At 64.7% G+C, this 25,907-nt stretch carries 27 protein-coding genes and 1 tRNA gene; 20 read left to right on the top strand and 8 right to left on the bottom strand.

Going from position 1 to position 25,907, the window contains the following annotated elements; genetic code table 11:
* Positions 1–56: 56 nt before the first annotated feature.
* Complete coding sequence (locus IR187_RS04365; RefSeq protein ID WP_194953490.1) at positions 57–1,184, bottom strand: helix-turn-helix transcriptional regulator; 1,128 nt, start codon at positions 1,182–1,184, stop codon at positions 57–59.
* A gap of 255 nt (positions 1,185–1,439) precedes the next feature.
* Between IR187_RS04365 and IR187_RS04360 the strand changes: the two genes are divergently transcribed.
* Positions 1,440–1,874 (top strand): VOC family protein, encoded by a 435-nt coding sequence (locus tag IR187_RS04360; RefSeq protein WP_194953489.1) that lies wholly within the window; start codon positions 1,440–1,442, stop codon positions 1,872–1,874.
* A 20-nt stretch (positions 1,875–1,894) separates the two neighbouring features.
* On the opposite strand, the gene IR187_RS04355 is transcribed toward IR187_RS04360, so the two are convergent.
* Positions 1,895–1,970 (bottom strand) — tRNA-Thr (locus IR187_RS04355).
* Positions 1,971–1,987: 17 nt separating this feature from the next.
* Entirely contained in the window at positions 1,988–2,860 is an 873-nt protein-coding gene (locus IR187_RS04350) for a hypothetical protein (RefSeq protein ID WP_194953488.1), read from the bottom strand.
* A gap of 63 nt (positions 2,861–2,923) precedes the next feature.
* Here IR187_RS04350 and IR187_RS04345 point away from each other — a divergent pair, with 63 nt between their 5' ends.
* The 11 genes from IR187_RS04345 (at position 2,924) to IR187_RS04295 (ending at position 13,222) form a co-directional block, all read left to right on the top strand.
* A complete protein-coding gene (locus tag IR187_RS04345; protein ID WP_194953487.1) occupies positions 2,924–3,499 on the top strand; it encodes a NifU family protein in 576 nt (191 codons plus the stop codon).
* Between the two features lie 37 nt (positions 3,500–3,536).
* Positions 3,537–4,130, top strand: coding sequence for a malonic semialdehyde reductase (locus IR187_RS04340; protein ID WP_194953486.1), 594 nt, complete (start codon positions 3,537–3,539; stop codon positions 4,128–4,130).
* 18 nt (positions 4,131–4,148) lie between these two features.
* Positions 4,149–4,766 carry a tRNA (adenosine(37)-N6)-threonylcarbamoyltransferase complex dimerization subunit type 1 TsaB gene (gene tsaB, locus IR187_RS04335; protein ID WP_194953485.1) on the top strand — a complete coding sequence of 206 codons (618 nt, stop codon included), beginning with the start codon at positions 4,149–4,151 and terminating at the stop codon, positions 4,764–4,766.
* Entirely contained in the window at positions 4,763–5,245 is a 483-nt protein-coding gene (locus IR187_RS04330) for a GNAT family N-acetyltransferase (RefSeq protein WP_228765538.1), read from the top strand. Before tsaB ends, IR187_RS04330 begins: the two co-directional genes overlap by 4 nt.
* A gap of 105 nt (positions 5,246–5,350) precedes the next feature.
* Positions 5,351–5,776: a MucR family transcriptional regulator gene (locus IR187_RS04325; RefSeq protein ID WP_194953484.1), complete on the top strand. Its 426-nt coding sequence runs from the start codon at positions 5,351–5,353 to the stop codon at positions 5,774–5,776.
* 129 nt (positions 5,777–5,905) lie between these two features.
* Positions 5,906–6,331, top strand: coding sequence for a Fur family transcriptional regulator (locus IR187_RS04320; protein ID WP_194953483.1), 426 nt, complete (start codon positions 5,906–5,908; stop codon positions 6,329–6,331).
* Positions 6,303–7,088: a lysophospholipid acyltransferase family protein gene (locus IR187_RS04315; RefSeq protein WP_194953482.1), complete on the top strand. Its 786-nt coding sequence runs from the start codon at positions 6,303–6,305 to the stop codon at positions 7,086–7,088. The genes IR187_RS04320 and IR187_RS04315 overlap by 29 nt, the downstream gene beginning before the upstream one ends.
* 7 nt (positions 7,089–7,095) lie before the next feature.
* The gene (miaB, locus tag IR187_RS04310) at positions 7,096–8,442 is read left to right on the top strand and encodes a tRNA (N6-isopentenyl adenosine(37)-C2)-methylthiotransferase MiaB (RefSeq protein ID WP_194953481.1); all 1,347 of its coding nucleotides are present in this window, start codon (positions 7,096–7,098) and stop codon (positions 8,440–8,442) included.
* Between the two features lie 143 nt (positions 8,443–8,585).
* The gene (locus IR187_RS04305; RefSeq protein WP_228765537.1) at positions 8,586–9,578 is read left to right on the top strand and encodes a PhoH family protein; all 993 of its coding nucleotides are present in this window, start codon (positions 8,586–8,588) and stop codon (positions 9,576–9,578) included.
* Between the two features lie 424 nt (positions 9,579–10,002).
* Positions 10,003–12,225, top strand: coding sequence for a TonB-dependent hemoglobin/transferrin/lactoferrin family receptor (locus tag IR187_RS04300; RefSeq protein WP_228765536.1), 2,223 nt, complete (start codon positions 10,003–10,005; stop codon positions 12,223–12,225).
* A gap of 22 nt (positions 12,226–12,247) precedes the next feature.
* Positions 12,248–13,222: a DUF6607 family protein gene (locus IR187_RS04295; protein WP_194953479.1), complete on the top strand. Its 975-nt coding sequence runs from the start codon at positions 12,248–12,250 to the stop codon at positions 13,220–13,222.
* Positions 13,223–13,505: 283 nt separating this feature from the next.
* Here the strand turns inward: IR187_RS04295 and IR187_RS04290 are convergent, their stop codons facing one another.
* Positions 13,506–13,886: a DoxX family protein gene (locus IR187_RS04290; RefSeq protein ID WP_194953478.1), complete on the bottom strand. Its 381-nt coding sequence runs from the start codon at positions 13,884–13,886 to the stop codon at positions 13,506–13,508.
* Between the two features lie 141 nt (positions 13,887–14,027).
* Between IR187_RS04290 and IR187_RS04285 the strand changes: the two genes are divergently transcribed.
* The 6 genes from IR187_RS04285 (at position 14,028) to IR187_RS04260 (ending at position 19,696) form a co-directional block, all read left to right on the top strand.
* Complete coding sequence (locus tag IR187_RS04285; protein ID WP_194953477.1) at positions 14,028–14,483, top strand: carboxymuconolactone decarboxylase family protein; 456 nt, start codon at positions 14,028–14,030, stop codon at positions 14,481–14,483.
* Complete coding sequence (locus IR187_RS04280; protein ID WP_194953584.1) at positions 14,483–15,349, top strand: sigma-70 family RNA polymerase sigma factor; 867 nt, start codon at positions 14,483–14,485, stop codon at positions 15,347–15,349. The genes IR187_RS04285 and IR187_RS04280 overlap by 1 nt, the downstream gene beginning before the upstream one ends.
* A gap of 349 nt (positions 15,350–15,698) precedes the next feature.
* On the top strand, positions 15,699–16,205 hold the full coding sequence (gene ybeY, locus IR187_RS04275) for an rRNA maturation RNase YbeY (protein WP_194953476.1): 507 nt from the start codon (positions 15,699–15,701) through the stop codon (positions 16,203–16,205).
* Between the two features lie 17 nt (positions 16,206–16,222).
* Positions 16,223–17,164 (top strand): hemolysin family protein, encoded by a 942-nt coding sequence (locus IR187_RS04270; protein ID WP_194953475.1) that lies wholly within the window; start codon positions 16,223–16,225, stop codon positions 17,162–17,164.
* Between the two features lie 41 nt (positions 17,165–17,205).
* Positions 17,206–18,363: a glycosyltransferase family 4 protein gene (locus tag IR187_RS04265; RefSeq protein ID WP_194953474.1), complete on the top strand. Its 1,158-nt coding sequence runs from the start codon at positions 17,206–17,208 to the stop codon at positions 18,361–18,363.
* A gap of 7 nt (positions 18,364–18,370) precedes the next feature.
* Positions 18,371–19,696: a replication-associated recombination protein A gene (locus IR187_RS04260; RefSeq protein ID WP_194953473.1), complete on the top strand. Its 1,326-nt coding sequence runs from the start codon at positions 18,371–18,373 to the stop codon at positions 19,694–19,696.
* 54 nt (positions 19,697–19,750) lie between these two features.
* Here the strand turns inward: IR187_RS04260 and IR187_RS04255 are convergent, their stop codons facing one another.
* Positions 19,751–20,167, bottom strand: a complete 417-nt coding sequence (locus tag IR187_RS04255; protein WP_194953472.1) for a GFA family protein — start codon at positions 20,165–20,167, stop codon at positions 19,751–19,753.
* A gap of 233 nt (positions 20,168–20,400) precedes the next feature.
* On the opposite strand from IR187_RS04255, the gene IR187_RS16950 reads away from it, so the two are divergent.
* Positions 20,401–21,291 carry a phosphatase PAP2 family protein gene (locus IR187_RS16950; RefSeq protein ID WP_324187638.1) on the top strand — a complete coding sequence of 297 codons (891 nt, stop codon included), beginning with the start codon at positions 20,401–20,403 and terminating at the stop codon, positions 21,289–21,291.
* A gap of 6 nt (positions 21,292–21,297) precedes the next feature.
* Here IR187_RS16950 and ptsP read toward each other — a convergent pair whose 3' ends face one another.
* The 3 genes from ptsP to IR187_RS04235 all read right to left on the bottom strand — a co-directional run bounded on the left by ptsP (position 21,298) and on the right by IR187_RS04235 (position 25,467).
* Positions 21,298–23,595 carry a phosphoenolpyruvate--protein phosphotransferase gene (gene ptsP, locus IR187_RS04245; RefSeq protein WP_194953470.1) on the bottom strand — a complete coding sequence of 766 codons (2,298 nt, stop codon included), beginning with the start codon at positions 23,593–23,595 and terminating at the stop codon, positions 21,298–21,300.
* Positions 23,596–23,680: 85 nt separating this feature from the next.
* Positions 23,681–24,430 (bottom strand): hypothetical protein, encoded by a 750-nt coding sequence (locus IR187_RS04240; protein WP_194953469.1) that lies wholly within the window; start codon positions 24,428–24,430, stop codon positions 23,681–23,683.
* Between the two features lie 32 nt (positions 24,431–24,462).
* Complete coding sequence (locus IR187_RS04235; protein WP_194953468.1) at positions 24,463–25,467, bottom strand: NAD(P)H-dependent flavin oxidoreductase; 1,005 nt, start codon at positions 25,465–25,467, stop codon at positions 24,463–24,465.
* A 192-nt stretch (positions 25,468–25,659) separates the two neighbouring features.
* Between IR187_RS04235 and IR187_RS04230 the strand changes: the two genes are divergently transcribed.
* Positions 25,660–25,830 carry a YezD family protein gene (locus IR187_RS04230; protein ID WP_194953467.1) on the top strand — a complete coding sequence of 57 codons (171 nt, stop codon included), beginning with the start codon at positions 25,660–25,662 and terminating at the stop codon, positions 25,828–25,830.
* Positions 25,831–25,907 lie beyond the last annotated feature (77 nt).

Here is a 25,907-nt window from a genome sequence, read left to right as displayed (position 1 = left end):
GCAAACGGACCCTTATTTCGCGTCGGCGAGGCAAGCATCCCCCTGTAGGGGGATGGTCAACTGAGGATCGGGGCCAGCAGCCGCATCAACCCCGCTTCGCCGTCGATGCCGCATTTCAGATAGATTTGCTTGATCTGTCCGCGCAGCGTTTCCGCAGTCACCCCGCGCGCTTCGGCAATATCCGATCGCTTCCTGCCTTCGAACAGCCGCACCGCAATGTCGGCCTCCGCAGGGCTCAGCCGATAAATGGCGGCCAGATAGGCGGCGACGCCGGCGCGGTCGCGGCGCGGCCCGTTGGCAATCAGGATGGCATGGGGCAATTTGCCCAGCGACCAGCTTCGGTCGGGCAGGCGGAACCCTTCGATCATCAGCGGCGGGCGCCCCGCGGGCGTAGCGAGCTTGGTGCGGATGTGATCGAGCCCGTCCTCGGCGACCAGCGCCTGAACGGCCTGGCGCATCGAAAAGGGGGCGCCCGCGCCGTCGAGCACCCGTCCCGACAGGCGTATGTCGCCGACATCGACGATCGCGTCCGCGCCCGCGCTGTGCGCCAGCACCCGCCCGCGTATGTCGATGATGAAGGCGCTGACCTGGATCGCGTCGAAAGCGCCCGCCAGCAGCTTGGCCTGCTCGCCCTCCAGCTTTTCCTGCAACCGCACGGCGCGCCGCGCCGCCTTGGCACCGAGGGCAAAGGTCCGCCGCTGTGCCGGCGTCGTCCGCCCGTCGCGGCGGCTGCGCAGCGTGGCGAGCCCCACGACGCCGAAATTGTCGATCACCAAATTGGTCTGGCACCCGAAAGGGATGCCGATTTCCTCGCACCAGTCGACATAGTCGCGCGACGCCAGGTCGGGTATCACCCGGTCATAATCGGCTTCGTGCAGGACCGGATCGTAAAAGCCGCGCTCGACATGCCGGTTCGACGCCGCAACCCGAAAATTGTGACTTTCCGACGTCCAGCCGCTCGCCGCGAAAAAATCGATCATGTCCGCGTCGAAATTGGTGACGATATTGAACGGAATTTCGCGCACGCCGCCGACCCCGATCAATTGTCCGTGCGTCGACCCAGTGCGTGTCGCCAGCGTATCGAGCGCCGCCAGCCACAGGTCGGGCTGCAGCGCCGCCTGCATGAAAATATCGTCCCAATCGCCGTCGATCCGCTGGCCCATCGTCCCCGCCGCTTGCCCCACCCATCCTTAGTAAGCGAATTATCGACCAACTTTATGACAAATGCCATAATTTAACTTGGCTGTTGATTTTTTGCGTGCGGCACTCCGGGTTGAATCGGGGCGAGACGCTGTCGGGGCTTGGCCGTCGTCGCACGAACCCTTCGTGCGCCGGAGCGACCTGTCGGTCGCGGATAACCTTCAGGGTAATTGCGCGGCCCCATCCCCCGGGCGAAATTATGGCCATTCGACATTATCGAATTTCACAGGAGCCTTCCGATGAAATGTACCAGCTTTTACCCGGTCATCATGACCGCCGCCGTCGCCGAAACCGCGGCCTTTTACACGCGACATTTTGCCTTTCGCGCGGTGTTTGAGGCGGACTGGTATGTCCACTTGCAGGCGGAATCGGATCCGTCGGTCAATCTGGCGATCCTCGACGGCCAGCATGCGACGATTCCCGCCATCGGGCGCGGCAGCGTGTCGGGGCTGCTGCTGAACTTCGAGGTGGACGATGTCGACCAGGAATATCGGCGCCTGGTCGACGCGGGCTTGCCGATCCTCCTCGCGCTGCGCGACGAGGATTTCGGGCAGCGGCATTTCATCACCGCGGACCCCAACGGCGTCCTGATCGACGTCATCAAACCGATCCCGCCGTCGGGCGACTATGTCGATCAATACGACCCCGACGTTCTGCCGGTTGCCGCCGAATGAGCGTAGGGGGCGGGCGGTGCTGGTGCCGGCTGTCAGACTCGAACTGACGACCTACCGCTTACAAGGCGGTTGCTCTACCAACTGAGCTAAGCCGGCGCGGAACGCCCCTTGCGTCAAATTATGCCAAAGGTCCAGCCTTCGGTTCGCGCCAGCGCCGGGGTTAGCGGCGCTGGCGACCAGGGCGCGACGTCGGAGGCGACCGCGCGCAGCCAAGCGGCGGTGAGCAGGGCGTCGCTCGCATGGTCGCTGATCGCGCCGGTCGCGCCGAACGGGCGCGAGCCGAGGCGCGCCAGCGCGATGTCGAGCGTGCCGCCGTCGCGGATCTTGCTGCGCCCGGCGGGCAGTCCCGCCGCCCGCGCGGCGACGCCGGTGTAGATTTCGACGAGCAACGGCCCCGTCGCGGGCACGGGATCGAGCGGCCATAGCGGCAAGCGGCCGCGCAGGCGGTGCAGCAACCGCATCCCGGCGAGGCTGGCCTTGCCGACTTGCGCCGCGCCGACCAGGTTGAAATTGCTGACGCTCGCCGCCTGCCGCGTGTCGCGCTGGTGCCGCTCGACGACGCGCAGGCGTCCGGTGCCCGGCACAAAAAGGTCGCCGACGTCGCCGCGCGCGTGGCGGAAATGGCGCCGCGCCGCCGGGTGCGCGAGGAAACTGCCGATTTCATAATGCGGATCGCTGGCCGAAAGTCGCTCGACTAGCGCCCAGAGCGCCGGGAGGGCGGCGGGGCTTGCATCCCAGGCGGGAAAATAGGCGCCGCAGTCGGCAAAAGCGAAGGCGGCCGAGAAATCGAAGCCGATCAGCATGTCGGTTTCCGACGCCGCGATATCGGCGAGCCATGCCAACACTTCGGCGCGCGACCAGATATGGCCAGGGCGCAGCAGGGCAGGGCGCGCCGATCCCGAAGCGTGCGCCACCGCGATCCCGCGCTGCCGCTCGCCACGGGCGCCCGACCAGTCGATGGCGGCAAAATGGGTAAAGCGGCGCATCGGCGGGCTTTAGCGCATCCCTGCGGCCTTGCACAAAGCCCCGCGCGGTCCCACATGCAGCCCATGCTGATCGAAACCGAATCGACGCCCAATCCGGCGACGCTCAAATTCCTGCCTGGCCGCGCGGTCATGGAGTCGGGCACCCGCGATTTCGCGACGCCCGAAGAAGCCGAAGCGTCGCCGCTCGCCGCGGCGCTCTTTTCGCTGGGCGATGTGACCGGCGTGTTCTTCGGCCGCGATTTCGTGTCGGTCACCGCGGCGCCGGGGGTCGGCTGGAGCGATCTCAAACCCGACGTGCTCGGGATATTGATGGATCATTTCCTGGCCGAGGCGCCGCTGTTCAACGCCGCCAGCGCCAATTTTTCGGTACCGCCCGAGGCCGAAACGGGGTTTGCCGACGATCCGGCCGATGCCGACATCATCGAACAAATTAAGGAATTGATCGAAACGCGCGTGCGGCCGGCGGTCGCGAACGACGGCGGCGACATCGTGTATCGCGGGTTCGACAAGGGCAATGTGTATCTGAAGATGCAGGGCGCCTGCGCCGGATGTCCGTCGTCGACGGCGACGCTGAAGAACGGGATTGAATCGCTGCTCAAACATTATGTGCCGGAAGTCACCGCGGTTCACGCCGTCTGACCGTCCGCCCCACGACCACATCATCAGGAGACCTGCCATGAGCGAGCCGCTATCCGACAGCGCCCTCGACCAGCTTTTTCGCACCGCGCGCACCTATAACGGCTATCTCGACAAGCCGGTCTCGGAGGCGCAGTTGCACGCGATCTGGGACCTGATGAAATTCGGGCCGACGAGCGCCAATTGCCTGCCGGCGCGCCTCGTCTGGTGTACGTCCGATGACGCCAAACAGCGGCTTGCCGCGCTGGCCTTGCCCGACAACGCCAAAAAGATCCTGGCGGCACCGGCTACGGTGATCATTGGCATGGACCTTGAATTTTATGAAAATCTGCCCGAACTGTTTCCGCACGCAGACGCGCGCAGCTGGTTTGCCGGGAATGACGAGCTTGCGAAGGCGACGGCGTTTCGCAACTCGAGCTTGCAGGGCGCCTATTTCATCCTTGCCGCGCGCGCGCTCGGGCTTGATACCGGACCGATGTCGGGGTTCAGCAACGATGCAGTCGATGCGGCCTTCTTTGCCGACCAGCCCAAGGTGAAGAGCAATTTCATTTCGACCTTGGGTTATGGCGATCCAGCGAGCATTTTCGAGCGCAGTCCGCGTCCGGATTTCGCGCGCTTCAACCGCGTCGCTTGAACGTTCCGGTCCGATCCCATGCGCCAGCTGGTGATCGATTCGGCGAGCGAAGCCTGTTCGGTCGCGCTGATCGAGGCAGGGAGGGTGATCGATCACCGGCACGAAGTGATCGGCCGCGGGCATGCCGAGCGGCTGATCCCGCTAATTGCGGAGCTGAGCGGGGGCGGCCGTGCCGATGCGCTGGCGGTCGGCTGCGGTCCGGGCAGCTTCGCCGGGGTGCGTATCGCGATCGCGGCCGCGCGCGGCCTTAGTTTGGGGTGGAGCATACCCGTGCGGGGATTTTCGACGCTGGCGCTCGTTGCCGCGTCCGCCGCCGATGCCATTGCCGCCGCCGATGGGGCGCTGGTCGTCATGGAGGGCGGTCACGGGCAATGGTTTGTCCAGCCTTTCGCCGGCGATCTCTCGCCGGTGGCCGACGTCCGTTCGTTGTTGCCGGGGGAGGCGGTGACTCTGTCGACCGCACTCGTCGTCGGCAATCGCGCCGATGCCTTTGTCGCGCTGCGTGGCGCCGGAACCGCGATTGCGGCGCTCCCCGATGCGCGTGCGTTTCCGAGCCTGCCCGCTGCCGCTCTGCGCGACGGCCCGACGCCGATCTATGGCCGCGCGCCCGACGCCAAGCCGATGGCGACGGCATGACCGAAGCGGTGCATCTTGCGACCGCCCGCGTCGGCGATCTGGCGGCGGTGATGCGCGTGATGGATGCGGCGTTCGATCCGCTTTTCGGCGAGGCGTGGAGCGGCGCTCAATTGTTGACGCTGTTTGCCTTGCCGTCGGCGCGCGTCTGTCTCGCCTGGCACGGCGAAGAACCGTGCGGCTTTTCCGCCGCGCGCATCGCTGGACCGGAGTCCGAATTGTTGCTGCTGGCGGTCGACCCGGCGTGGCGCGGTCGCGGGATCGGTCGGTTACTGCTCGATGACTGGCAGGCCTGGGCCAGTGCGCACGGGGCCGACGATTATTTTCTTGAAATGCGCGCCGATAATGATGCGGCACATCTTTATTCGCGTGCTGGATTTGTCGAAGTCGGGCGCCGCGCCGCCTATTACCGCGGTAACGACGGCCAGATGCGCGATGCGATAACGATGCGGCAGCGGCCATCGCCGAAAAGTGGTGATTGATCGGACGTTGCGCACTTCCTGCCAAAGTGGCAACATTGTAACTGGCGCAAATAGAGTTCCGATGTTCGCCATGTGAAGCCAGCTATAATGATAAGGAATAGTCTCATGTCCGACCCAAACGACACCAGCGAAATGCTGGTAACACTGACGGCCGACATCGTCGCCGCCCACGTCAGCAACAATAGTGTTGCGATTTCCGATCTTTCCTTGCTGATCAACAATGTCCACGCCGCCCTTTCCGGTCTGGGCGACGCTCCGGTGGTCGAGGAAAAGCCGGTCCCGGCTGTCTCGGTCCGCAGTTCGGTCAAGCCCGACTACATCATTTGTCTGGAAGACGGAAAAAAGCTGAAAATGCTGCGCCGTCATCTCATGACGCATTACGGCATGACGCCCGACGACTATCGGACGAAATGGGGACTGCCCGCCGACTATCCGATGGTCGCGCCCAACTATGCTGAAAAGCGCCGGGCGCTGGCGAAGGCAATCGGTCTCGGCACCAAGGGCCGCGGCGGCGGGCGCAAGCGCAAATAGCGGCGAACGACGGGACTTCGCGGCAAGGGAGGGGCGGCGCTGCCGGGCGCCGCCCTTGTCCTATCGCCGGGGCGACCCTATACAGAATGGAGAGCAAAGACGCGGCTGCATCTTGCAGGAAAGGCGAGCATGTCCGGTACCATCGATCTTGAAGCCCTGTGTCATGAAAAGGGGCTGCGCATTACGGAGCAGCGCCGCATCATCGCGCGGGTCATCTCGGAATCCGAGGATCATCCCGATGTCGAGACGCTCTACGAGCGGGCATCGAAGATCGACAGCGGCATCTCGATCGCCACCGTTTATCGCACCGTGCGCCTGTTCGAAGAGGCGGGGATTCTCGATCGTCATGATTTCGGCGACGGTCGCTCGCGCTACGAAGCCGCGCCCGAGGCGCATCACGATCATCTGATCGACGTCGAAACGGGCAAGGTGATCGAATTTGTCGATCCCGAACTCGAAGCGTTGCAAAAGGTGATCGCCGAACGGCTGGGCTTCCGCCTCGTCGATCATCGCATGGAGCTTTATGGTGTCGCCATCGATCGCAAGCGCGACTGATCGCGCCGCGATCACCTGGCGGACTGTCGCCCGCCTGACCCTGATGGTGCTGGCGCTGCTGTTTTTGATCGTCCCGCACCTGCTCTACCGCGCCGTCGGTCGGCCTTCACCGATGGTCATGGCGTTCCTGAACGCCGCCGGATGGATCGCGGGGCTGCGGATCCGCACCACTGGCACCCGGCTGCGCCGCGACGTGCTGTTCGTGTCAAACCACGTCAGCTGGCTCGACATTCTCGCGCTCGGCGGCGCCGCGCGCTCGGCGTTCGTGTCAAAGGCGGAAGTGAAAACGACGCCCGTCGTCGGCTGGCTCGCCGACCAGAACAGCACCATCTATGTCCAGCGCGACGCGAAGCGCGACATTCACAATCAGGCGAACAGCCTGCGCGACGCCCTCGCGCGCGGACGCCCGGTGACGCTGTTTCCGGAGGGGACGACCGGACCCGGCGACGGCTTGTTGCCCTTCCGCGCTTCGCTGTTCCAGGCGATCATCCCGACCCCGCCCAATCTTCAGGTTCAGCCGGTGTTCCTCGACTATGGGCCGGAGGCGAGTAATATTGCCTGGCTCGACCCCGAATCGGGGCTCGACAATTTCAAGCGGCTGCTCGCGCGCAAGCGGCCAATCCCGCTGACCATCCACTATCTCGAACCGCTACCCGATCAGGCCGAGCATGACCGCAAGGTCATCAATGAGGCGGCGAGGGCTGCCATCGCCGATGCGCTCGCGGCGGCTTCCGCCGCGCCGCGGCATCGCCTATAGCGCGCCGATGAAATCCGACTCCCAACCCAATCCTGCCAAGACTTTCCACGTCAAATCCTTCGGTTGCCAGATGAACGTCTATGACGGCGAGCGCATGGCCGAGATGCTGGGCGCCGAAGGCTATGTTGCCGCCGCCGACGGCGCCGATGCCGACCTCGTCGTGCTCAACACCTGCCACATCCGCGAAAAGGCCGCCGAGAAAGTCTATTCGGACATCGGCCGGCTGAAGCGTTCCGACGGTAGCCGTCCGACGATCGCCGTCGCGGGCTGCGTCGCGCAGGCCGAGGGCGCCGAGATCGCACGCCGCGCCCCCACCGTCGACGTCGTCGTCGGCCCGCAAGCCTATCATCGTCTGCCCGACCTGCTCGCGCGCGCCGCGCGCGGCGAGAAAGCCGTCGACCTCGACATGCCCGCCGCCAGCAAGTTTGGCGCCTTGCCAAAACGCGGCGCGGGCCAGCGCCCGACCGCCTTCCTGACCGTGCAGGAGGGCTGCGACAAATTCTGCACCTATTGCGTCGTTCCCTACACCCGCGGTGCCGAGATCAGCCGCCCCTTCGTGGACCTGATCGCGGAGGCGCGCGCGCTGGTCGCGGGCGGAGCGCGCGAGATCACCCTGCTTGGGCAGAACGTCAACGCCTGGGACGGCGAAGACGACAAGGGTCGCACGATCGGCCTCGACGGCCTGATCCGCGAACTCGCCCGCGAGGACGGGCTGGAGCGCATCCGCTATACGACCAGCCACCCCAACGATATGACCGACGGGTTGATCGCCGCGCATGGCGAGGTCGACAAGCTGATGCCCTTCCTCCACCTGCCGGTGCAGGCGGGCAGCGACCGCATTCTTGCCGCGATGAACCGCAGCCACAGCAGCGAAAGCTATTTGCGCGTCATCGAACGCGTCCGCGCGGCGCGCCCCGACATCGCGATTTCGGGCGACTTCATTGTCGGCTTCCCCGGCGAAAGCGAAGAGGATTTTCAAGCGACGCTCGATATCGTCCGCGCGACCGAATATGCGATGGCGTACAGCTTCAAATATTCGCGCCGACCCGGCACCCCCGCGGCGACGATGGAGGGCCAGATCGACGAAGCGGTGATGAACGACCGGCTCCAGCGGCTGCAAGCATTGCTCAACGAGCAGCAACAGGCGTTCAACGAAGCCACCGTCGGTCGCACGACACGCCTGCTGCTCGAACGCACGGGCAAGCGCGACGGCCAGCTGATCGGTAAATCGCCGTGGCTGCAATCGGTCCATGTCACGGCGCCCGGTCTTGCGATCGGTGACATGGTCGATGTGCGCATCACCTCGGCCGGTCCGAACAGCCTTGGCGCCGAACCGCTTATGGCGGTTGCATGATCCCGCGCTGCTGCGCCCCTGCGAAGGCAGGGGCCCATCACGGGCCGTCGAATTTCAAGAGCATCGGTGATGGACTCCCGCCTTCGCGGGAGTACAGTTGATTTGATCCCTGAAGGAGCCTTGCCCACGTGTCGAAACGCCCGATGACCGCCGCTACCCCCGCCGAACCCGGCGATCGCGTTCGACTGACGGCCGAATTTGAACGGACACAATTACTGGGCATCCTGTTTGGCGAGTTCGACCGCAACCTGGTCGCGATCGAAAACCGGCTCGGCGTCTATATCTCGGCGCGCGGCAACCGGGTGCAGATCGAGGGCGAGGCCGAAGCGGCGGCGCGCGCCCGCGACGTGCTGACCGATCTTTATGACCGCATCGAAAAGGGGCAGGAGGTCGACGCGGGCATGGTCGACGGGGTGATCGCGATGTCGGCGCAGCCGACGCTCGACGGCATCATCCGCCACGACGCGAGCGAGACGCCGACGGTGATGATCCGCACGCGCAAGAAAACGATCGTCCCGCGCGCGCCATCGCAGGTTCCCTATATGCAGGCGCTCGCGCGCGACGACGTGATCTTCGCACTCGGCCCCGCGGGCACCGGCAAGACCTATCTCGCCGTTGCCCAGGCGGTGGCACAGCTCATCACCGGCAGCGTCCAGCGCCTGATCCTGTCGCGCCCCGCGGTCGAGGCGGGCGAGAAGCTGGGTTTCCTGCCGGGTGACATGAAGGAAAAGGTCGATCCCTATCTGCGCCCGCTCTACGACGCGCTCCACGACTGCCTCCCCGCCGAGCAGGTCGAACGCCGCATCGCGAGTGGCGAAATCGAGATCGCGCCGCTCGCCTTCATGCGCGGCCGCACGCTCGCCGATGCCTTCATCATCCTCGACGAGGCACAGAATACGACGATCCCGCAGATGAAGATGTTCCTGACGCGTTTCGGCATGAACAGCCGCATGGTGATCTGCGGCGACCCCAAGCAGGTCGACCTGCCCGTACCCGCAACCTCGGGCCTCGCCGACGCGGTCGCGCGGCTCGAAGGGCTGGAGGGCATCAACGTCAGCCGCTTCACCAGCGCCGACGTCGTCCGCCACCCGATCGTCGGGCGCATCGTCGAGGCGTATGAGGGGCCGGGGAGCTAAGGGCGGACGATGACGGCTTTGGGTTAGGGATCGGACGGTAGCGTAGAACTACGCCCTCCCCTTCAGGGGAGGGCAGCGAGACTTACGAATTTGTTCGTTAGTCGCAGCGGGTGGGGTCCATCGGCCTTGCACTAGGCCGATGGACCCCACCCCAACCCCTCCCCTGAAGGGGAGGGGCTTTATGTCCGCAACCCGTCGCTTCCTGCCATTCTTCAAACAATAGACGTGGCGTACCTCAGCCGAGCGCGAGCTGAGCGCGACATCTCATACCGTTCCAACCGGCCGGGTACGACGCCCTTCAACGCCACCTGTACGCCAATATGCTTATGTCGCGATTAGTTCGCAATAGCATATTGACGGCGCAGTTTGACGCCCCTAAAGCGCCGCTATTGCGAATCACTCGCAATCAATAAGGGGAAGAAAATTGACCAGTTACCGCGCGCCGTTCCTGTCCCGTCTTGCCGTCGGCAGCGCATTGAGCCTCGCGCTCGCCGCGACCGCGCAGCCGGCGTTCGCGCAGGACAATGACGGCGAATATTGGCTGGCGCGCAAGAACCAGATCGTCGTCACCGCGACGCGCACCGCGGTGAAGGTCGAGGACGTGCCGGTCACCGTCACCGTCAAGTCGGCCGAACAGATTGCCGACGAATTGGTCACCGACATCCGCGACCTCATCCGGTTCGAGCCCGGGGTCAGCGTCCAGCGCCAGCCCGCCCGCTTCGGCGCCGCGCTCGGCGCCACGGGTCGCGCCGGCAACGACAGCTTCAACATCCGCGGCATCGGCGGCAACCGCGTGCTGATCCAGGTCGACGGCGTCCGCGTCCCCGACGGCTTCAGCTTTGGCGCGCAGGCATCGGGGCGCGGCGATTATGTCGATCTCGGCCTGATCAAGTCGGTCGAGATCCTGCGTGGTCCCTCGTCCGCCCTTTACGGCAGCGACGGGCTGGCGGGCGCGGTCAGCTTCATCACCGCCGACCCGGCCGACTTTCTGGAGCAAGGCAAAAGCGTGGGTGGTCTGCTCCGCGCCGCGTATAGCAGCGCCGATCGGGAGTTCAGCGAAACCGCGATCCTCGCGGGGCGCAGCGGCGACTGGTCGGCGATGGCGGCCTACACGCGCCGCGATTATCAGGAATTGGACAATCGGGGCATCGTCGGCGGCACCGGCGCCGCGCGGACGCGGCCCAATCCGCAGGATGGCCGTTCCGATGCCGCCCTGGTCCGCCTCGTTTACGACCCGGCGAACGGCCACAAGCTGCGCCTGACCGGCGAATATCTCGACACGCATCTTTATACCAACGGTCTCTCGGGCCTCAGCGCTGCTGTCGACCGCCTCGAAGGATTCGACAGCGGTAATCGCAAGCGCGTATCGCTCGACTGGAGCTGGGAAGGGGAGGGGGCGATCGATTTCGCCCGCGTCGCGCTGTACTGGCAGGACGGCGAGGATCGCCAATATACCGAGGAGGATCGCACCACCCTCCCGGACCGCACCCGGCTTAACACATTCGAAAACCGGGTGATTGGCGCATCCGCCGATGCGCGCGCCGATTTCACCACCGGCGCGATCACCCACCGCCTCGTGTTCGGCGGCGACATCAGCCAGACGCGTCAGCGCGGCCTGCGCGACGGCACCGTGCCGCCGGCGGGCGAGGTGTTTCCGACACGCGCCTTTCCGACGACCGACTTCACCCGCGCGGGCCTGTTCGTCGGCGACGAGATTTCAGTCGCGGACGGACGCCTGCTGCTCTATCCGGCGCTGCGTTTCGACTGGTACGATCTGTCGCCCGACAATGACCCGCTGCTGCCGACCTTTGCCGGGGCGAAGCAGGACGGATCGCGGCTGTCGCCGAAATTCGGTGCGGTGTGGAAAATCACCGATCAGGTGCGGCTGTTCGCCAATTATGCGACCGGGTTCAAGGCGCCCGAGCCCGGACAGGTCAACCAGTTCTTCGAAAACCTGACCTCGCCCTTCTTTTCCTATCGCTCGATCCCCAATCCCGATCTTGGCCCCGAACGCAGCGAAAGCGTCGAGGGCGGCATCCGCTTTGCCAGCGATGCGGTCAGCCTCGACGTCACCGGTTTTTCGGCGCGCTACAAGGATTTCATTAGCCAGGAACAGATTGGCGGCGCCGGGACGATCGCCAACCCCATCCTCTATCAATTCGTCAATCTCGATCGCGTCCGCGTCAAAGGCGCCGAAGCGCGGTTCGAGGGGCGGGCGTCCTCCGGCCTCTATGCGACGCTCGCCCTATCCTATGCCAAGGGCGATGTGATCGATCCCGCGGGCGGGCGTTCGCCCCTGTCGACGATCGATCCGCTCAAGCTCGTCGCCGGGGTCGGCTATCGCGAGCGGCAAGGTCGGTTCGGCGGGCAGGTCATCATGACGCACAGCGCCCGCGTCAGCGCATCGCGCACGACCGGGATATGCACCCCCGACTGTTTCCGCCCCGACGCTTTCACCATTCTCGACGCAACGGCATTCGCGCGGATTGTCGACGGCCTGACGCTGCGCGCCGGGATATTCAACATCCTCGACAAGAAATATGCCTGGTGGAGCGACGTCCGCGGCCTCGCGTCCACCTCGACCGTCACCGACGCCTACACCCAGCCGGGCCGCAACGCGTCGGTGTCGCTCAGTTTCCGTTTCTGACCACGCTTGAAGGACTGCCAAGATGACCAAATATCGCAAAATCGCCGCGACCTTGCTGCTCTGTGCCGCGGCGCTTCCCGCTACCGCACCGGCGCACCCGCCGATCGCCGCCGACGCCGCTGCGGCCACCTTCGAACAGGATCGCGCCGACATTCTTGCCATGGCGGGCAACTACAAGGTGCGGTTCGACATGCAGGAATCGACGCGCTGGGATCCGGCCTATCAGCCGCTCGAGCCGAAGAAATCAGGCGGCAATGAAGTGGTGCGCGTGATCGAGGATACCGGCCGCAAGATCGTGCTGCAGCATCTGCTCGTCATCGAGCATGAGGGTAAGTCGCACATCATCAAGCATTGGCGACAGGATTGGGAATATGAACCCGCCAAAATCCTCGCCTATTCGGATCGCAACAGCTGGGCATGGGAAGATGTGCCCGAACGGATGCGCACCGGGCGCTGGTCGCAGACCGTCTATCAGGTCGACGACAGCCCGCGCTATGCCGGCTGGGGCCAGTTCGAGACACAGGGCGGCGTCCGCCGCTGGCGTTCGAGCTGGACCTGGCGCCCGCTCGCGCGCCGCGATGCCGTCCGCAATCCCGTCTATGACCGCTATCTGTCGATCAACCGCCACCAGAGTTCGCCTGACGGCTGGGTCCACTGGCAGGACAATACCAAAATGGGGACCAAGGACGGCAAGCTTGTGCCGATCGTGCAGGAGTATGTCCTCAACACCTATACCAAGAACGACCAATATGACGTGAAGGCCGCCGACGATTATTGGGCGGCGACAAAGGATTATTGGGGCGCGGTGCGCGCCGAATGGGACCGCGTCGCGGCGACAAAGGGCGGCATCGCGATCGACGAGGAAGCGCAGACCGGCACCGTGATCAGCGGCCGCCTGCTCGAAATCGCCGACGAGGTGCAGGGTAAGAAACTGACCACCGCGAAGGCGATCGCCGAAGCGAAAAAGTTGATCGAGGCGAATACCCGCAAGCTTTGATACTCTTCACTATGTGAAGCCCGCAACTGGGGGCGGCCGTATCGGTCGCCCCCGTTTTGTGGCGGTGCGGTGTCGGCTTTGGGGTAGGAAGCTGCTCTTGACGATCCTCCCCGTCGCGCAGCGATGGGGAGGGGGACCGTCCGCGTAGCGGATGGTGGAGGGGCGACGACGTTTGCGCCAAAGCCCCTCCGTCAGCGCTTCGCGCTGCCACCTCCCCATCGCTGCGCGACAGGGAGGATCGATGTCCGCAACCGGTCGAAAACGGCCACTAACCCATAATGCGCTACGCTTTCCGCGCCCCATCGACGCTCCAGATCCCCGCCCCGCGCGTTGCGATGAACAGAAAGATGAAGCAATAAAGCGCGATCGTCTCGCCGCCATTGGCGATCGGAAAGGGGCTTTGCATCCCGTGCGCGACCCAATAGCCGACCGCCGACATGCCGCTGGCAATGAAAGCCGCGGGGCGGGTGAGCAGGCCGATGGCGATCAGCCCGCCCGCGACCAGTTCGATTGCGCCCGCAGCGTACAGCATCGGATTGAGCGGATAGGGAAAATCGGCGGGGAAGTTGAAGAATTTCTGCACCCCATGCGCCAGGAACAACAGACCCGCGACGATGCGCAGCAGCGCATAGGCCTGTTCGCCGAAACCATCGAGAAACTTCATGATTGGACCCCTCCTCATCATTGTCGAGGGGCGCAGGCTACCGGATTTTTTCACAAGCGCGCAGAATTTTTTCGTGCGCCATGTCACAGCTGCCGATCCTGCCTCGTCATGTCCGTGTAACCCCTTGGAAGGAGACATGACATGACCCGCGTAACCGACCCCTTCGCCGCCGCACCGCAGCTGATGAAGCAGTGGATGGGCGCCTCGCTCGCGATCGAAAAGAGCCTCGAAAAAAGCCTGGTCGAACTCGTCAAGATCCGGGCGTCGATCCTCAACGCCTGCGCCAATTGCATCAACATGCACACTGCGGATGCGCGCTCGCTCGGCGAAACCGAACAGCGCATCTACCTGCTGGCGGCCTGGCGCGAGGCGCCCGTCTATACGCCGCGCGAACGTGCCGCGCTCGCGTGGACCGATGCCTTGACCACCTTGTCGCAAGGCCACACACAGGAGGCCGCGAAAGAAGCGATCGAGGCGCATTTCACGCCGGAGGAACAGGTGAACCTCACCCTGATGATCAACATCATCAACGGCTGGAACCGGATCGCGGTCGGTTTTGACCTGTGGCTCGAAACCCCGGCGGCGAAGGCTGCCTGATGGCGGCGACGCGCCCCGGTGACGCGATGGACGCGGCGGGTGTTTTCGACCCGCTGCGCCCGCTGCTCACCCGCGTTGCCTACCGCATGCTCGGCTCGGTCGCCGATGCCGAGGATGTCGTGCAGGACGCCTTCATCCGCTGGCTCGCCGCCGACCGCGCCGCGGTGCGCGAGCCCGCGGCGTTCCTCCGCCGTACCGTGACGCGGCTCTGCCTCGACCAGCTCAAATCGGCGCGTCGTCGGCGCGAGACCTATGTCGGCCCATGGCTCCCCGATCCGCTGGTCGGGGACGAGGAGGAAGACGATGTCACGCTGCCGCTGATGCTCGCGCTCGAACGGCTCTCCCCCCTCGAGCGCGCCGCTTTCCTCCTCCATGACGTCTTCGGCGTCGGTTTCGACGAGGTGGCGGCGACGATCGATCGCGATCCCGCGGCGACCCGCCAGCTCGCCGCGCGCGCCCGCGCCCACGTCCGCGACGCGCGTCCGCGCTACAAGCTTGAAAAGGAGCGCGGGATGGAGATCGCCAACGCCTTTTTCGCGGCCTCGCGCAGCGGCGACATGGCCGCGCTCGGCGCGCTGCTCGCCGCCGACGTCGGCATGTGGGCGGACGGCGGCGGCAAGCGCCCTGCCGCCGCGATTCCGATCCTGGGCAAGGCGCTGGTATTGAAAGTGCATCGCAGCGTTGCGGTACTCCTGCGCAAATATGGCTCGACGCTCGTCCACACCGGGATGATCAATGGCCTGCCGGGCTTTGTCACGCGCGAGGCCGACGGCGAACTGCAAACGACGGCGCTCGAGATCGAGGATGGCAAGGTCACCGGCATCTATGTGATGCGCAACCCCGACAAGCTGAGGCATGTGCATTAAGGGTGATGGGCGAGTGACAACGGCGGCCAGCGATCCTCCCTGTGGCGAAGCCATGGGGAGGTGGCAGCGCGAAGCGCTGACGGAGGGGCCATGGCGCTGCCGTCGCTGCCCCTCCACCCCTCGCTTCGCGAGCGGTCCCCCTCCCCATGGCTTCGCCACAGGGAGGATTGATGGCTACTCCCCACCTCAAACCGGAACCGGAAAAAACGCTGTCCTACATTCCCGCGCCGCGGTAGCGGATAGGCATGACCTTCAACGATCATCCAGCAGGCGCGCGCGCCGCCCGGAAAACGCGAATTGCGAGTGAAGTTACCCAGTTTTCCGCCATTTCCCTTGCGCGAGATATTGCGTGCTGAGCGTCGAAACCCATGAAGCCACGCCCTGGCCCGATACGCTCGATTGGGAGGCACGTGCCGCGGAAGCGGTGGCGGCCGCCCTCGCGCTGACGCCTTACGCGGCGCTGGCCAATGCGGCGCCGCTGGTCGAGGTCGCGGTGCGGTTGACCGACGACGCCGAAGTGCAGACCCTGAACCGTGATTTCCGCGGCAAGGACATGCCCACCAACGTACTGTCCTTTCCGCAAGTGCAGGACGATCTGCTCGAAGGTCTGGCGAACAGCGACGACGGCGAAATCCTGCTCGGCGACATCGTGCTGGCGCTTGAAACCTGCGGCCGCGAAGCTGAAGGCAAAGGGGTCTCGATCGCCGACCATGCGACGCATCTGATCGTCCATGGCACCCTGCACCTGCTCGGCTATGACCATATAGACGACACAAGCGCCAATGCGATGGAGGCGCTGGAAACGAAAGCGCTTGCATCGCTGGGCATCGCCAATCCATATGTTGATCAGGATTAACGGAGAAATGTGCCGCAATGCCCGACGACCAAGGGTCTTCAAACCGATCGGAAGAGGACAGTAGATCCGGACTTTTGTCCGGGCTTAAACATTTGCTCTTTGGTGGGAACAACGAACCTTCGCTGCGCGAACAGATCGAAGAGGTCATCGACGAGGCCGAGGAAGAAGGTCACGACCGGCGTGGCAGCAACATCGTTGGCGATATGTCGCCGATCGAACGCAAGATGCTGCGCAACCTGCTCCATTTTGGCGAACAGACGGTGGACGATGTCGCGGTGCCGCGCGCCGACATCATTGCGATCCCGGAGAGTACGGCTTTCGTCGACATCGTTGCCGCCTTTGCCGAGGCGGGGCATAGCCGCCTGCCGGTGTACCGTGAAAATCTCGACGAGGTGGTCGGGATGATCCACGTCAAGGATGTGTTTGCGGTGCTCGCCGAGGGGCGCCCGCCGCCCCCGCTGATCGACCTGATCCGCCAGCCGCTTTACGTACCGCAGTCGATGGGCGTGCTCGACCTGCTCGCCGAAATGCGCGCCAAGCGTACCCATCTCGCGATCGTCATCGACGAATATTCCGGCACCGAAGGCCTGCTGACGATCGAGGATCTGGTCGAGGAAATCGTCGGCGAGATCGAGGACGAACATGATGACGAACCCACCGCGCTGTTCGCCCCCGGCGACGACGGCTGCTGGAACGCCGACGCGCGCGCCGAACTCGACGATGTCGGCGAGGCGATCGACCCGCGGCTGGCCGACATCGACGAAGATGTCGACACGCTGGGCGGCCTTGCCGCGGTGCTGGCGGGGCACGTCCCGGAGGTTGGCGAGATCCTGCTCCATCCCAGCGGCTGGCGGATCGAGGTGACCGAGGCCGACGAACGCCGCGTCCACCGCGTTCGGCTGCATCCGCCCGTTGTCGTCGATCTGGAGGCAACGTTCGACCGCAACGACGAGTTCTGATCCGATTGCCTTTGCGCGCCCAAGGGACTAGCGCAGGCGAAATGGACGTTTCCGACCTGCGTATCGCGCTATTCAGCGGCAATTACAACATGACCACCGACGGTGCGAACAAGGCGCTGAACCGCCTCGTCGGCTATCTGCTGGCCCAAGGCGCCGCGGTACGGGTCTATTCGCCGACGGTGGCAAACCCGGATTTCCAACCGACCGGCGATCTGGTCAGCGTGCCGTCCTTCGCTATCCCCGGTCGCAGCGAGTATCGCATTCCGGTCAGCTTTTCGTCGCGGGTGCGGCAGGACATCACTGAATTTGCGCCCAATATGCTCCATATCTCCAGCCCCGACCGCGTCTCGCGGCAGGCTGCGGCCTGGGCGCGGCGACGGCGGATCCCGGTCGCCTGTTCGGTCCACACCCGGTTCGAGACATATTTCCGCTACTATAATCTGTCGTTCCTCGAACCGGTGATCGTCGCCTGGCTGCGCAAATTGTATCGCAAATGCGACGCGCTGATCGCGCCGTCGGAAAGCTTTGCTCAGGTGCTGCGCGACCAGAGGATGAACTACGACATCGGCATCTGGACGCGCGGTGTCGAGCAGGACGTCTTCAACCCAGGTCGCCGCGACATGGACTGGCGCCGCGGGCTCGGGATCGAAGATGATATTCCCGCGATCGCGTTCCTCGGTCGACTGGTGATGGAAAAGGGGCTCGACGTGTTCGCCGACGCCATCGACGCCCTGGCGCGCCGGCGTGTCCCGCACCGGGTTGTCGTGATCGGTGAGGGACCAGCGGGCGACTGGTTCGAATCGCGCCTGCCCGACGCGCATTTCATAGGATTTCAGGGCGGCGTGGATCTGGCGCGGGCGCTTGCTTCGTGCGACATCTTTTTCAATCCGTCGGTCACCGAAACCTTTGGCAATGTGACCCTGGAAGCGATGGCGTGCGGGCTTCCTGTCGTCGCGGCGCGCGCCACGGGCAGCGCCAGCATCGTCAAACATGGCCGGACCGGCTATCTCGTGGCGCCCGGCTCGATCACCGGCTTTGCCGATCATCTCCAGCATTATTGCGACGACATCCCGCTTCGGGGCGATCATGGTGCGGCCGCGGTGAGCGAAAGCGGAGCCTATCAGTGGGACGCGATCAACCAGGCGGTCGCCGACACTTATCTGCGCCTGATCCGCCAGAAACAGCGGCACGGGGGCTGAGGGCCGCATGGCCGATAACCTGTTCGGCGACGACGCCCCGGTCGGGCGCGAGGACGCCGCGAACGGCCTGGCGCCGCTTGCCGAGCGATTGCGCCCGCGCACGCTGGCCGACGTCGTCGGGCAGGAGCATCTGACCGGACCGGAGGGTGCGATCGGGCGCATGGTGGCGGCGGGGCAATTGTCGTCGATCATCCTGTGGGGACCGCCGGGGACCGGCAAGACGACGATCGCGCGCCTGTTGGCCGAAGCGGTAGGGATGCGGTTTTCGGCTCTCTCGGCGGTGTTCTCTGGGGTTGCCGACCTGCGGACCGCCTTTGCCGATGCCGAAAAAATGGCCGCGGCGGGCAAGCGAACCTTGCTGTTCGTCGACGAGATTCACCGATTCAATCGTGCTCAGCAGGACGGGTTCCTGCCCTATGTCGAGCGCGGCACGGTGGTGCTCGTCGGCGCGACGACCGAGAACCCCAGCTTCGCCCTGAACGCCGCGCTCTTGTCGCGGGCGCAGGTGCTGGTGCTGAACCGGCTGGGTGAAGACGCGCTCGCGCTTTTGGTTGCGCGCGCCGAGGCCGACGTCGGGCGCGGCCTGCCTGTTACCGACGAGGCGAAGGTCGCGCTGGTCGCGAGCGCCGACGGCGACGGCCGCTTCCTGCTCAATCAGGTTGAGACGCTGTTCGCCGCCGCAATCCGCAACCCGCTGGGATCGAGCGAGCTCGCGCAGTTTCTGCACCGCCGGATGCCGGTCTATGACAAGGATCGCGACGGCCACTACAATCTGATTTCTGCGCTGCACAAGGCGCTGCGCGGGTCGGACCCGCAGGCGTCGCTCTATTACCTTGCACGGATGCTGGTAGCAGGCGAGGAGCCGCTCTATGTGCTGCGGCGACTGGTGCGCTTTGCCAGCGAAGACGTCGGCCTCGCCGATCCGCAGGCGCTGGTGCAATGCCTCGCCGCCAAGGACGCCTATCAATTTCTCGGCTCACCCGAGGGCGAACTCGCGATCGTGCAGGCGTGCCTCTATCTGGCCACTGCGCCCAAATCGAATGCCGCCTATGCAGCGCAAAAAGCGGCGTTCGCGTCGGCGCGCGACACCGGGTCGCTCGCGCCGCCCGCGAACATCCTCAACGCGCCGACGAAGCTGATGAAGGATCTCGGCTATGGCGCGGGTTATGCCTATGATCATGACGCCCCCGATGGCTTTTCAGGCGCCGATTACTGGCCCGAAGGGATGGGCGCGCAGACCTATTACCAGCCCACCGATCGCGGGTTCGAAAAACGGATCGCCGAACGTATCGCCTGGTGGGACGAGCAACGCCGGATGCGGGGCGGGGGATGATGCGCTGCCGCGCGCAAACAAGACCAAAGCTGCGCAAACGATCCGCGCCGCGCCCTATTCAAACGGCGGATAACGCTCGAACGCGGGCAGGCTGTCCAGCTTTTCTATCCAGCCGATGCGTTCGGCGGTCTGGATCTGCACCTGCGCCGGGATCAGGCCGGGATCATCGAGCGTCGCGGACTGGACGTCGATCTGCCCTGGAAAAATCGCCTCGCTGGTATAGAACAGCCCGGTGCCGCACTCGCCGCAGAAATGGCGGCGGCCATGCTCGGACGACGCATAGATTTTGGGCGTACCCGTAGTCTCGATCTCGTCCTGTCCGACGAGCGCCCATCCGACCATCGGCGCACCTGCATGGCGCCGACAATCGCTGCAATGGCACAGCGCATGATGCTGCACGGTGGTGGTCATCGAATAACGGATCGCGCCACAATGGCATTGGCCGGTGGCGCGGGGAGCTTCATCGTTCATATATTCTCCTTTTTGCTAATCAGAACATATCATAAACATTTTACTTGTCACTGTCGGATTTGTTCCCGATGGCAGGGAGCGGACAGGGCTGATTTACAGGATCTTAATTGGGCGCGGATAGTTAACGCCGTCCGATGGCCACAACATCCCTTCAGCCCGCGCGTTTCGATCTGCGCAGTCTTGTTGCCCACTGGACCGCGGTGGCGAATCGCGAAGAGCTTGTCGCGTCAATAGTGGTTGCAGCGGGCAGCGCGGTGCTTTTCGCTGCGCTTGGCGGACTATGGCTATTCGCGAATGTCCGTCTGGTACCTGATTTGTCCCGGCTGGGAATTGCGGCGGTCGCAGGTTGTTTAGCCGTATTGTATTGCACGGTTCGTTTCAGACCGGTCTTTGCCACAACGCTCGGCTTTGTGCTGGCGCTTCAACTGGGCAGCATATTTGGCGCGGCAACGGGCTATCTGGTCTATTCCGCGGGTGCCCACTTCCCGTTGGTCGACGATAATCTCTACGCGATCGACCGGGCTATGGGTTTTGACTGGGCTGCGATGCTGCGCTGGTTCGCCGGTTATCCGGCGTTGGTAGACCTGACCCGGTTTGCATATGAGCAGGCCGGGCCGCAGGTGGGAGTGATATTTTTGGCGTTGCTTTTCGCGTGCCAGAATGTCCGTTTGATGAAGTTCGTGACCGCCCAATTCCTCGCGCTGGTTGTCGTCCATATCGTTGCGATTTTCCTGCCCGCAGTCGGCGCGTACGGCTATCTTGGCCTGACCAGCGCAGATCATCCGGCAATGGTGCTGACGTCCGAAGGACACACCGTGGTCCAGGTCATGCAGCTCCGGACGGGCGAATTGTTCGACCTCGCGCGTGCGCCGATGATGGGGTTGATTACCTTCCCGAGCTATCACACCGTCATGGCCCTGCATTCGGCATGGGCGTTGTGGCCGATCCGCGCGCTACGCTGGCCCGCGGTGACGTTCAACATCCTTGTGTGGGTCGGGACCCTGCTGCACGGCAGCCACCATCTGATCGATACGATTGCGGGAGCGGTCGTCGCGGTGCTTTGCATATATGCCGCACACCGTCTTTGCGCGCTGGTTCAACCTTGGCTGTTCGGCAAGGGCTGAAAAAGGTCACACGCCTAAATCGACCTGATGCGCCTCCGCCCACGCCTGATACTGGGCGCGGGGGCTTGATGACGGCTGCGCCAGAATCGCCGGCATATCTGCGCGCAGCGCGCCGAGGTCGAGCGAGCGGATCATCGCCTTGACCGGGCCGACACCTGCGGGGGTGATCGACAGGCGTTCGATACCGACGCCCAGCAGGGCCATGGCTTCGAGCGGCCGCCCGCCCATTTCGCCGCATACGCCCAGCGCGACCTTGGTTCCCGCCACCGTCCGCACGACGCGCGCCAGATAGCGCATGACCGTCGGCGACAGCCAGTCGTAACGCTCGGCAAGCCGCGGGTGCGCGCGGTCGGCGGCGAAGAGGAACTGGGTCAGGTCGTTCGTGCCGACCGACAGGAAATCGAGATGCGGCAACATCAGGTCGAGCGTTTCGAGTAGCCCGGGCACCTCAAGCATCGCGCCGTATCGAATGGCGACAGGCAGCCTTTTGTTATGCTGTGCCAGCCAGGCGCGCTGTGCGACGAACAGGTTGCGTGCCGCCTCATATTCCCAGGGTTCCGACACCATCGGGAACATGACGTTCAGTGTCCGCCCCGCCGCGGCTTCCATCAACGCGCGCGCCTGAACCTTCAGCAGGCCTTCGCGTTCCAGCGCCAGACGCAGCGCGCGCCAGCCCATCGCGGGATTTTCCTCGAGCGCCGCGTCGCGCACATTCATATAGGGCAGCGCCTTGTCACCGCCGATATCGACGGTGCGAAAGATCACCGGACGGTCACCCGCGGCGTCGAGCACATCGCGATACAGCCGCTGCTGGCGTTCTCGCGCGGGGAGGGTGGCGGACACCAGAAACTGGAATTCGGTGCGGAACAGCCCGATCCCGCGCGCGCCGGTCAGGTCGAGCGCCGCGACATCCTCGCGCAGCCCGGCATTGATCATCAACTCGATCGCGACACCGTCCTTGGTCACCGCGGGCAGGTCGCGCAGCGACGCCAGATTGGCGCGCCGTTTCTGTGAAATCTCGAGCTTCGCGTCGAACGCGTCCTGCACCGCCTGCGTCGGGCGGACATGCACCGCGCCGGCGGTGGCGTCGAGGAGCAGCAGATCGCCCTCGCGGATCGACGAGCGGACATCGCTGACCCGGCCGATGACCGGTACCCCCATCGCGCGCGCCACGATGATCACGTGCGCGGTGAGCGATCCTTCCTCGAGCACCACGCCCTTCAGCCGGCGCCGATCATATTCGAGCAGTTCGGCCGGACCCAGGTTGCGCGCGATCAGGATCGAATCCTGCCGCAGGCCCATTTGCGCCGCAGTTCCCATCTGCCCCGACACGATGCGGATCAGGCGGTTCGACAGATCCTCAAGGTCGTGCATCCGGTCGCGCAGCAGCGGATCGTCGATCTGGCGCATCCGCATCCGGGTGCGCTGCTGGACGCGCTCGATCGCCGCCTCAGCGGTCAGGCCGCTGTCGATCGCTTCGTTGATCCGCCGCGACCAGCCTTCGTCATAGGCGAACATCTTGTAGGTCTCGATGACCTCTTCATGCTCGCCGCCGACGCCGAAATCAGCCTGGCTGGCCATGCGGTCGATCTGTTCGCGCATCTTGTCGAACGCCGCATAGACGCGGTGGCGCTCGGCCTCGGTATCGTCGGCGACGGTATGTTCGATGGTGATGCGCGGCTGGTGGAACACGGCCACGCCCGCGCCCATGCCGTCGACCAGCTTTTGCCCGGTCAGCCGCTGCGCCGACTGGTCGGCGGCGGCGGCATCGATCCGCGCCGCGGTATCGACCAGATCGGCGTTGGCGATCAGTTCGGACAACACCATCGCGACCGTCTGCAGCGTTTCGATCTCGATGTCGGCGTAGCGCCGCGGGTCGGCGTGCTGGACGCACAGGACGCCGACCGCGCGCTCGCGGCGGATGATCGGCACCCCGGCAAAGCTGTGGAACAATTCCTCGCCGGTTTCGGGACGATAGGAAAAATCGGGGTGTGCTGCGGCTTCGTCGAGGTTGAGCGTTTCGATCTGGTCGGCGATCATCCCGACCAGTCCTTCGCCAAGGCCCAGGCGAGTAACGTGAACCGCTTCCTGTTTCAGCCCACGGGTTGCGTAGAGTTCGAGCGCGCCGTCGCGCAGCAGATAGATCGAGCAAACCTCGCTATCGAGACATTCGCCGATGATCCCGACGACCTGGTTGAGCTTGCCCTGCGCGTTGGCGCGCGACGCCATCACCTCGTGCAACCGGGTCAGAATGGTGCGCGCCGACTGGGCGGCCGAAGAGGGGGGAGGGGGGGCGTTGGTCATTGCGCCCCTGCTAACAGATGGCGCACCCGAACGCTATTGCCCGCGCGCTGCCGCCCCCAACAATCGGCGATTGCGGCGCTGCCGGTCAGTTGGTTCCCGTCGGCGAGGTCGGAGCTTGCGGTCCGGCGGCGCTGCTGTCGCTGGTGGTGGTCGGCCCCACCGGCGCGGCGGGCGCGCTCATGATCGGCGGCGGCGGCGCATATTTTGCGTCCCAGGCCACAACGTCGGCCTGATAGCGGGCATAGGCCTCGTAAAAATCGTGAAACGGCTCGTCGAGACGCGCGAGATGCAGGGGGGCTTGTTCGACGATCTGTGCGGTCGGCACGGACGACACCAGCTGCGCGACTTCGTTGGCGCGCGCGCAGAACGCCCGCTGCGCCGGCGGCTGCGCGAAATAGTTGAACAATTGCGTCGACAACCGGTCGCGTTCCTTGATGCCGTTGGTCTTGTTTGCCTTGCCCAGGTCGGTAATCACCGTTTTTTCGGTCGATTTAATGACCCGCGCGTGGGTTTTGATAATCCCGTTATAGGCGGATACCAGCGTGGCTTCCTCCACGCCCCGACACCCGATGGCCGCGACGTTGAGGGCGATCTTCAGCTGCCAGAAGGCGCGGTCGCCGGTGACGCCGCTGTTCGCGGTCACGAACCGGCCGTCGATGCCGCGACCGGGGAGGATCTGGGTCAGCGACGCATTGCCCGGCGGCAACGGGCGCGGCGGGATCACGACCACGACGGGCGGCGGCGGCGGCGGGGGAGGCGGCGGGGGCGGCTTGGGCGCACAGGCAGCAACGCTGGCCAGCAAAACCGCGACGACGATCTTCCGCGACAAATTCATAATCCACTCCCCAACCGCATGACCATGCGGCATCAACCCCGCGCCTGCAACGCGGCTTCGGCCTGTTGCACCAAAGTTGCGACGATTTCGGCGACGCTTTCTTCTTCGGATACCATACCGACAGATTGCCCTGCCATTAACGAACCATTTTCGACGTCGCCGTCAATCACCGCGCGGCGCAATGCGCCGGCCCAATAATGCTCGATTTCCAGCTGCGCTTCCATCATGTCGACTTCGCCCCGGTCGAGCTTGTTGGCGACCTCGCGCTGCTTGGCGGTGAACGCCTCGGTCCCCGCGTTTTTCAGCGCGCGGACCGGGATGACGGGCAGGCGCGGGTCGATCTGCACGCTGGCGACGGCTTCGCGCGCCGATGCCCGCATGAACGCCTTTTTGAAATTGGGATGGGCGATGCTCTCGGTCGCGCACACGAAGCGGGTGCCGAGTTGGACGCCCGAGGCGCCCATTTCCAGATAGGCGGCGATCGCTTCGCCGCGGCCGATGCCCCCCGCGACAAAGATCGGCACCTCGTCCGCCAGCGTGGGCAGGATTTCCTGCGCCAGCACGCTGGTCGATACCGGACCGATGTGGCCGCCTGCCTCCATGCCTTCGATCACCAGCGCGTCGACGCCCGACCGGACCAGCTTTTTGGCGAGCGCCAATGTCGGCGCAAAACAGATGACCTTGGCACCCGACGCCTTGATCGCCTCAAGGCTGCCCTTGGGCGGCAGCCCGCCCGCCAGCACGACATGGCCGACGCCATGCTTGGCGCAGACATCGATCAGTTCGAACAATTGCGGGTGCATGGTGATCAGGTTGACGCCGAAGTTCCGCGTCGCGAGCGCCCTGGTCGCGGCAATTTCGGTGTCGAGCAGTTCGGGGGTCATCGCGCCGCACGCGATCACGCCGAACCCGCCCGCATTGCTGATCGCGCTGACCAGTTGGCGTTCGGAAACCCAGCTCATCGCGCCGCAGAGGATGGCATAATCGCTGCCGAGCAGGTCGGTCCCGCGCGCCATCAGTTCGTTCATTTTGCTCATTGTGGCTGCCTTTGCCAGCACTGGGACTCGCGCGCAATCCCTTGCGATTTACATCGCGGCGAACCGAGTAGACATCGCCGTGCGCTTGGCCGCACGAACCGAACCTTTCGGCGCAGAAAGCAAATCAATTATTGTCAACTAAAACACTTGGCATATACTTTCGGGGCGAATCGCATCAGGGAAAGGAAAATCGTGACCACTTCGTCCAACCAGAAAGCTGGCGACCCGGCCCCGCCCTCGCGCGCCGTCCAGACGGTGCTCGATGCGCTTGGAAAACTGCGCTTCGGCGCGATCCAGCTTACCGTCCACGAGGGGAAGCTGGTGCAGGTCGATGTCACCGAACGCCACCGCTACCCCAATTAAGCCGCCTCCCGACGGGGCAATGAAGCCCCCACTCTATGCCGCAGACCGGACCACCGGATGTGGCAATTTCTTTGCAA

Source organism: Sphingopyxis solisilvae (genome assembly GCF_015475875.1).
GTDB classification, from domain to species: Bacteria; Pseudomonadota; Alphaproteobacteria; order Sphingomonadales; family Sphingomonadaceae; genus Sphingopyxis; species Sphingopyxis solisilvae.
The sequence above is the reverse complement of the archived record's forward strand: the minus strand, read 5'-3'. Positions and strand labels throughout refer to the sequence as shown.

Coding starts and splice junctions, on each gene's coding strand:
- IR187_RS04240 (WP_194953469.1), bottom strand. CDS start 24,430: ATGAATTTGTCGCGGAAGATCGTCGTCGCGGTTTTGCTGGCCAGCGTT.
- IR187_RS04285 (WP_194953477.1), top strand. CDS start 14,028: ATGACCCGCGTAACCGACCCCTTCGCCGCCGCACCGCAGCTGATGAAG.
- IR187_RS04330 (WP_228765538.1), top strand. CDS start 4,763: ATGACCGAAGCGGTGCATCTTGCGACCGCCCGCGTCGGCGATCTGGCG.
- ptsP (WP_194953470.1), bottom strand. CDS start 23,595: ATGACCAACGCCCCCCCTCCCCCCTCTTCGGCCGCCCAGTCGGCGCGC.
- IR187_RS04320 (WP_194953483.1), top strand. CDS start 5,906: ATGTCCGGTACCATCGATCTTGAAGCCCTGTGTCATGAAAAGGGGCTG.
- miaB (WP_194953481.1), top strand. CDS start 7,096: ATGAAATCCGACTCCCAACCCAATCCTGCCAAGACTTTCCACGTCAAA.
- tsaB (WP_194953485.1), top strand. CDS start 4,149: ATGCGCCAGCTGGTGATCGATTCGGCGAGCGAAGCCTGTTCGGTCGCG.
- IR187_RS04345 (WP_194953487.1), top strand. CDS start 2,924: ATGCTGATCGAAACCGAATCGACGCCCAATCCGGCGACGCTCAAATTC.
- IR187_RS04325 (WP_194953484.1), top strand. CDS start 5,351: ATGTCCGACCCAAACGACACCAGCGAAATGCTGGTAACACTGACGGCC.
- IR187_RS04305 (WP_228765537.1), top strand. CDS start 8,586: ATGACCGCCGCTACCCCCGCCGAACCCGGCGATCGCGTTCGACTGACG.
- IR187_RS04255 (WP_194953472.1), bottom strand. CDS start 20,167: ATGAACGATGAAGCTCCCCGCGCCACCGGCCAATGCCATTGTGGCGCG.
- IR187_RS04295 (WP_194953479.1), top strand. CDS start 12,248: ATGACCAAATATCGCAAAATCGCCGCGACCTTGCTGCTCTGTGCCGCG.
- IR187_RS04260 (WP_194953473.1), top strand. CDS start 18,371: ATGGCCGATAACCTGTTCGGCGACGACGCCCCGGTCGGGCGCGAGGAC.
- IR187_RS04340 (WP_194953486.1), top strand. CDS start 3,537: ATGAGCGAGCCGCTATCCGACAGCGCCCTCGACCAGCTTTTTCGCACC.
- IR187_RS04280 (WP_194953584.1), top strand. CDS start 14,483: ATGGCGGCGACGCGCCCCGGTGACGCGATGGACGCGGCGGGTGTTTTC.
- IR187_RS04235 (WP_194953468.1), bottom strand. CDS start 25,467: ATGAGCAAAATGAACGAACTGATGGCGCGCGGGACCGACCTGCTCGGC.
- IR187_RS04290 (WP_194953478.1), bottom strand. CDS start 13,886: ATGAAGTTTCTCGATGGTTTCGGCGAACAGGCCTATGCGCTGCTGCGC.
- IR187_RS04265 (WP_194953474.1), top strand. CDS start 17,206: ATGGACGTTTCCGACCTGCGTATCGCGCTATTCAGCGGCAATTACAAC.
- IR187_RS04360 (WP_194953489.1), top strand. CDS start 1,440: ATGAAATGTACCAGCTTTTACCCGGTCATCATGACCGCCGCCGTCGCC.
- IR187_RS04350 (WP_194953488.1), bottom strand. CDS start 2,860: ATGCGCCGCTTTACCCATTTTGCCGCCATCGACTGGTCGGGCGCCCGT.
- IR187_RS04270 (WP_194953475.1), top strand. CDS start 16,223: ATGCCCGACGACCAAGGGTCTTCAAACCGATCGGAAGAGGACAGTAGA.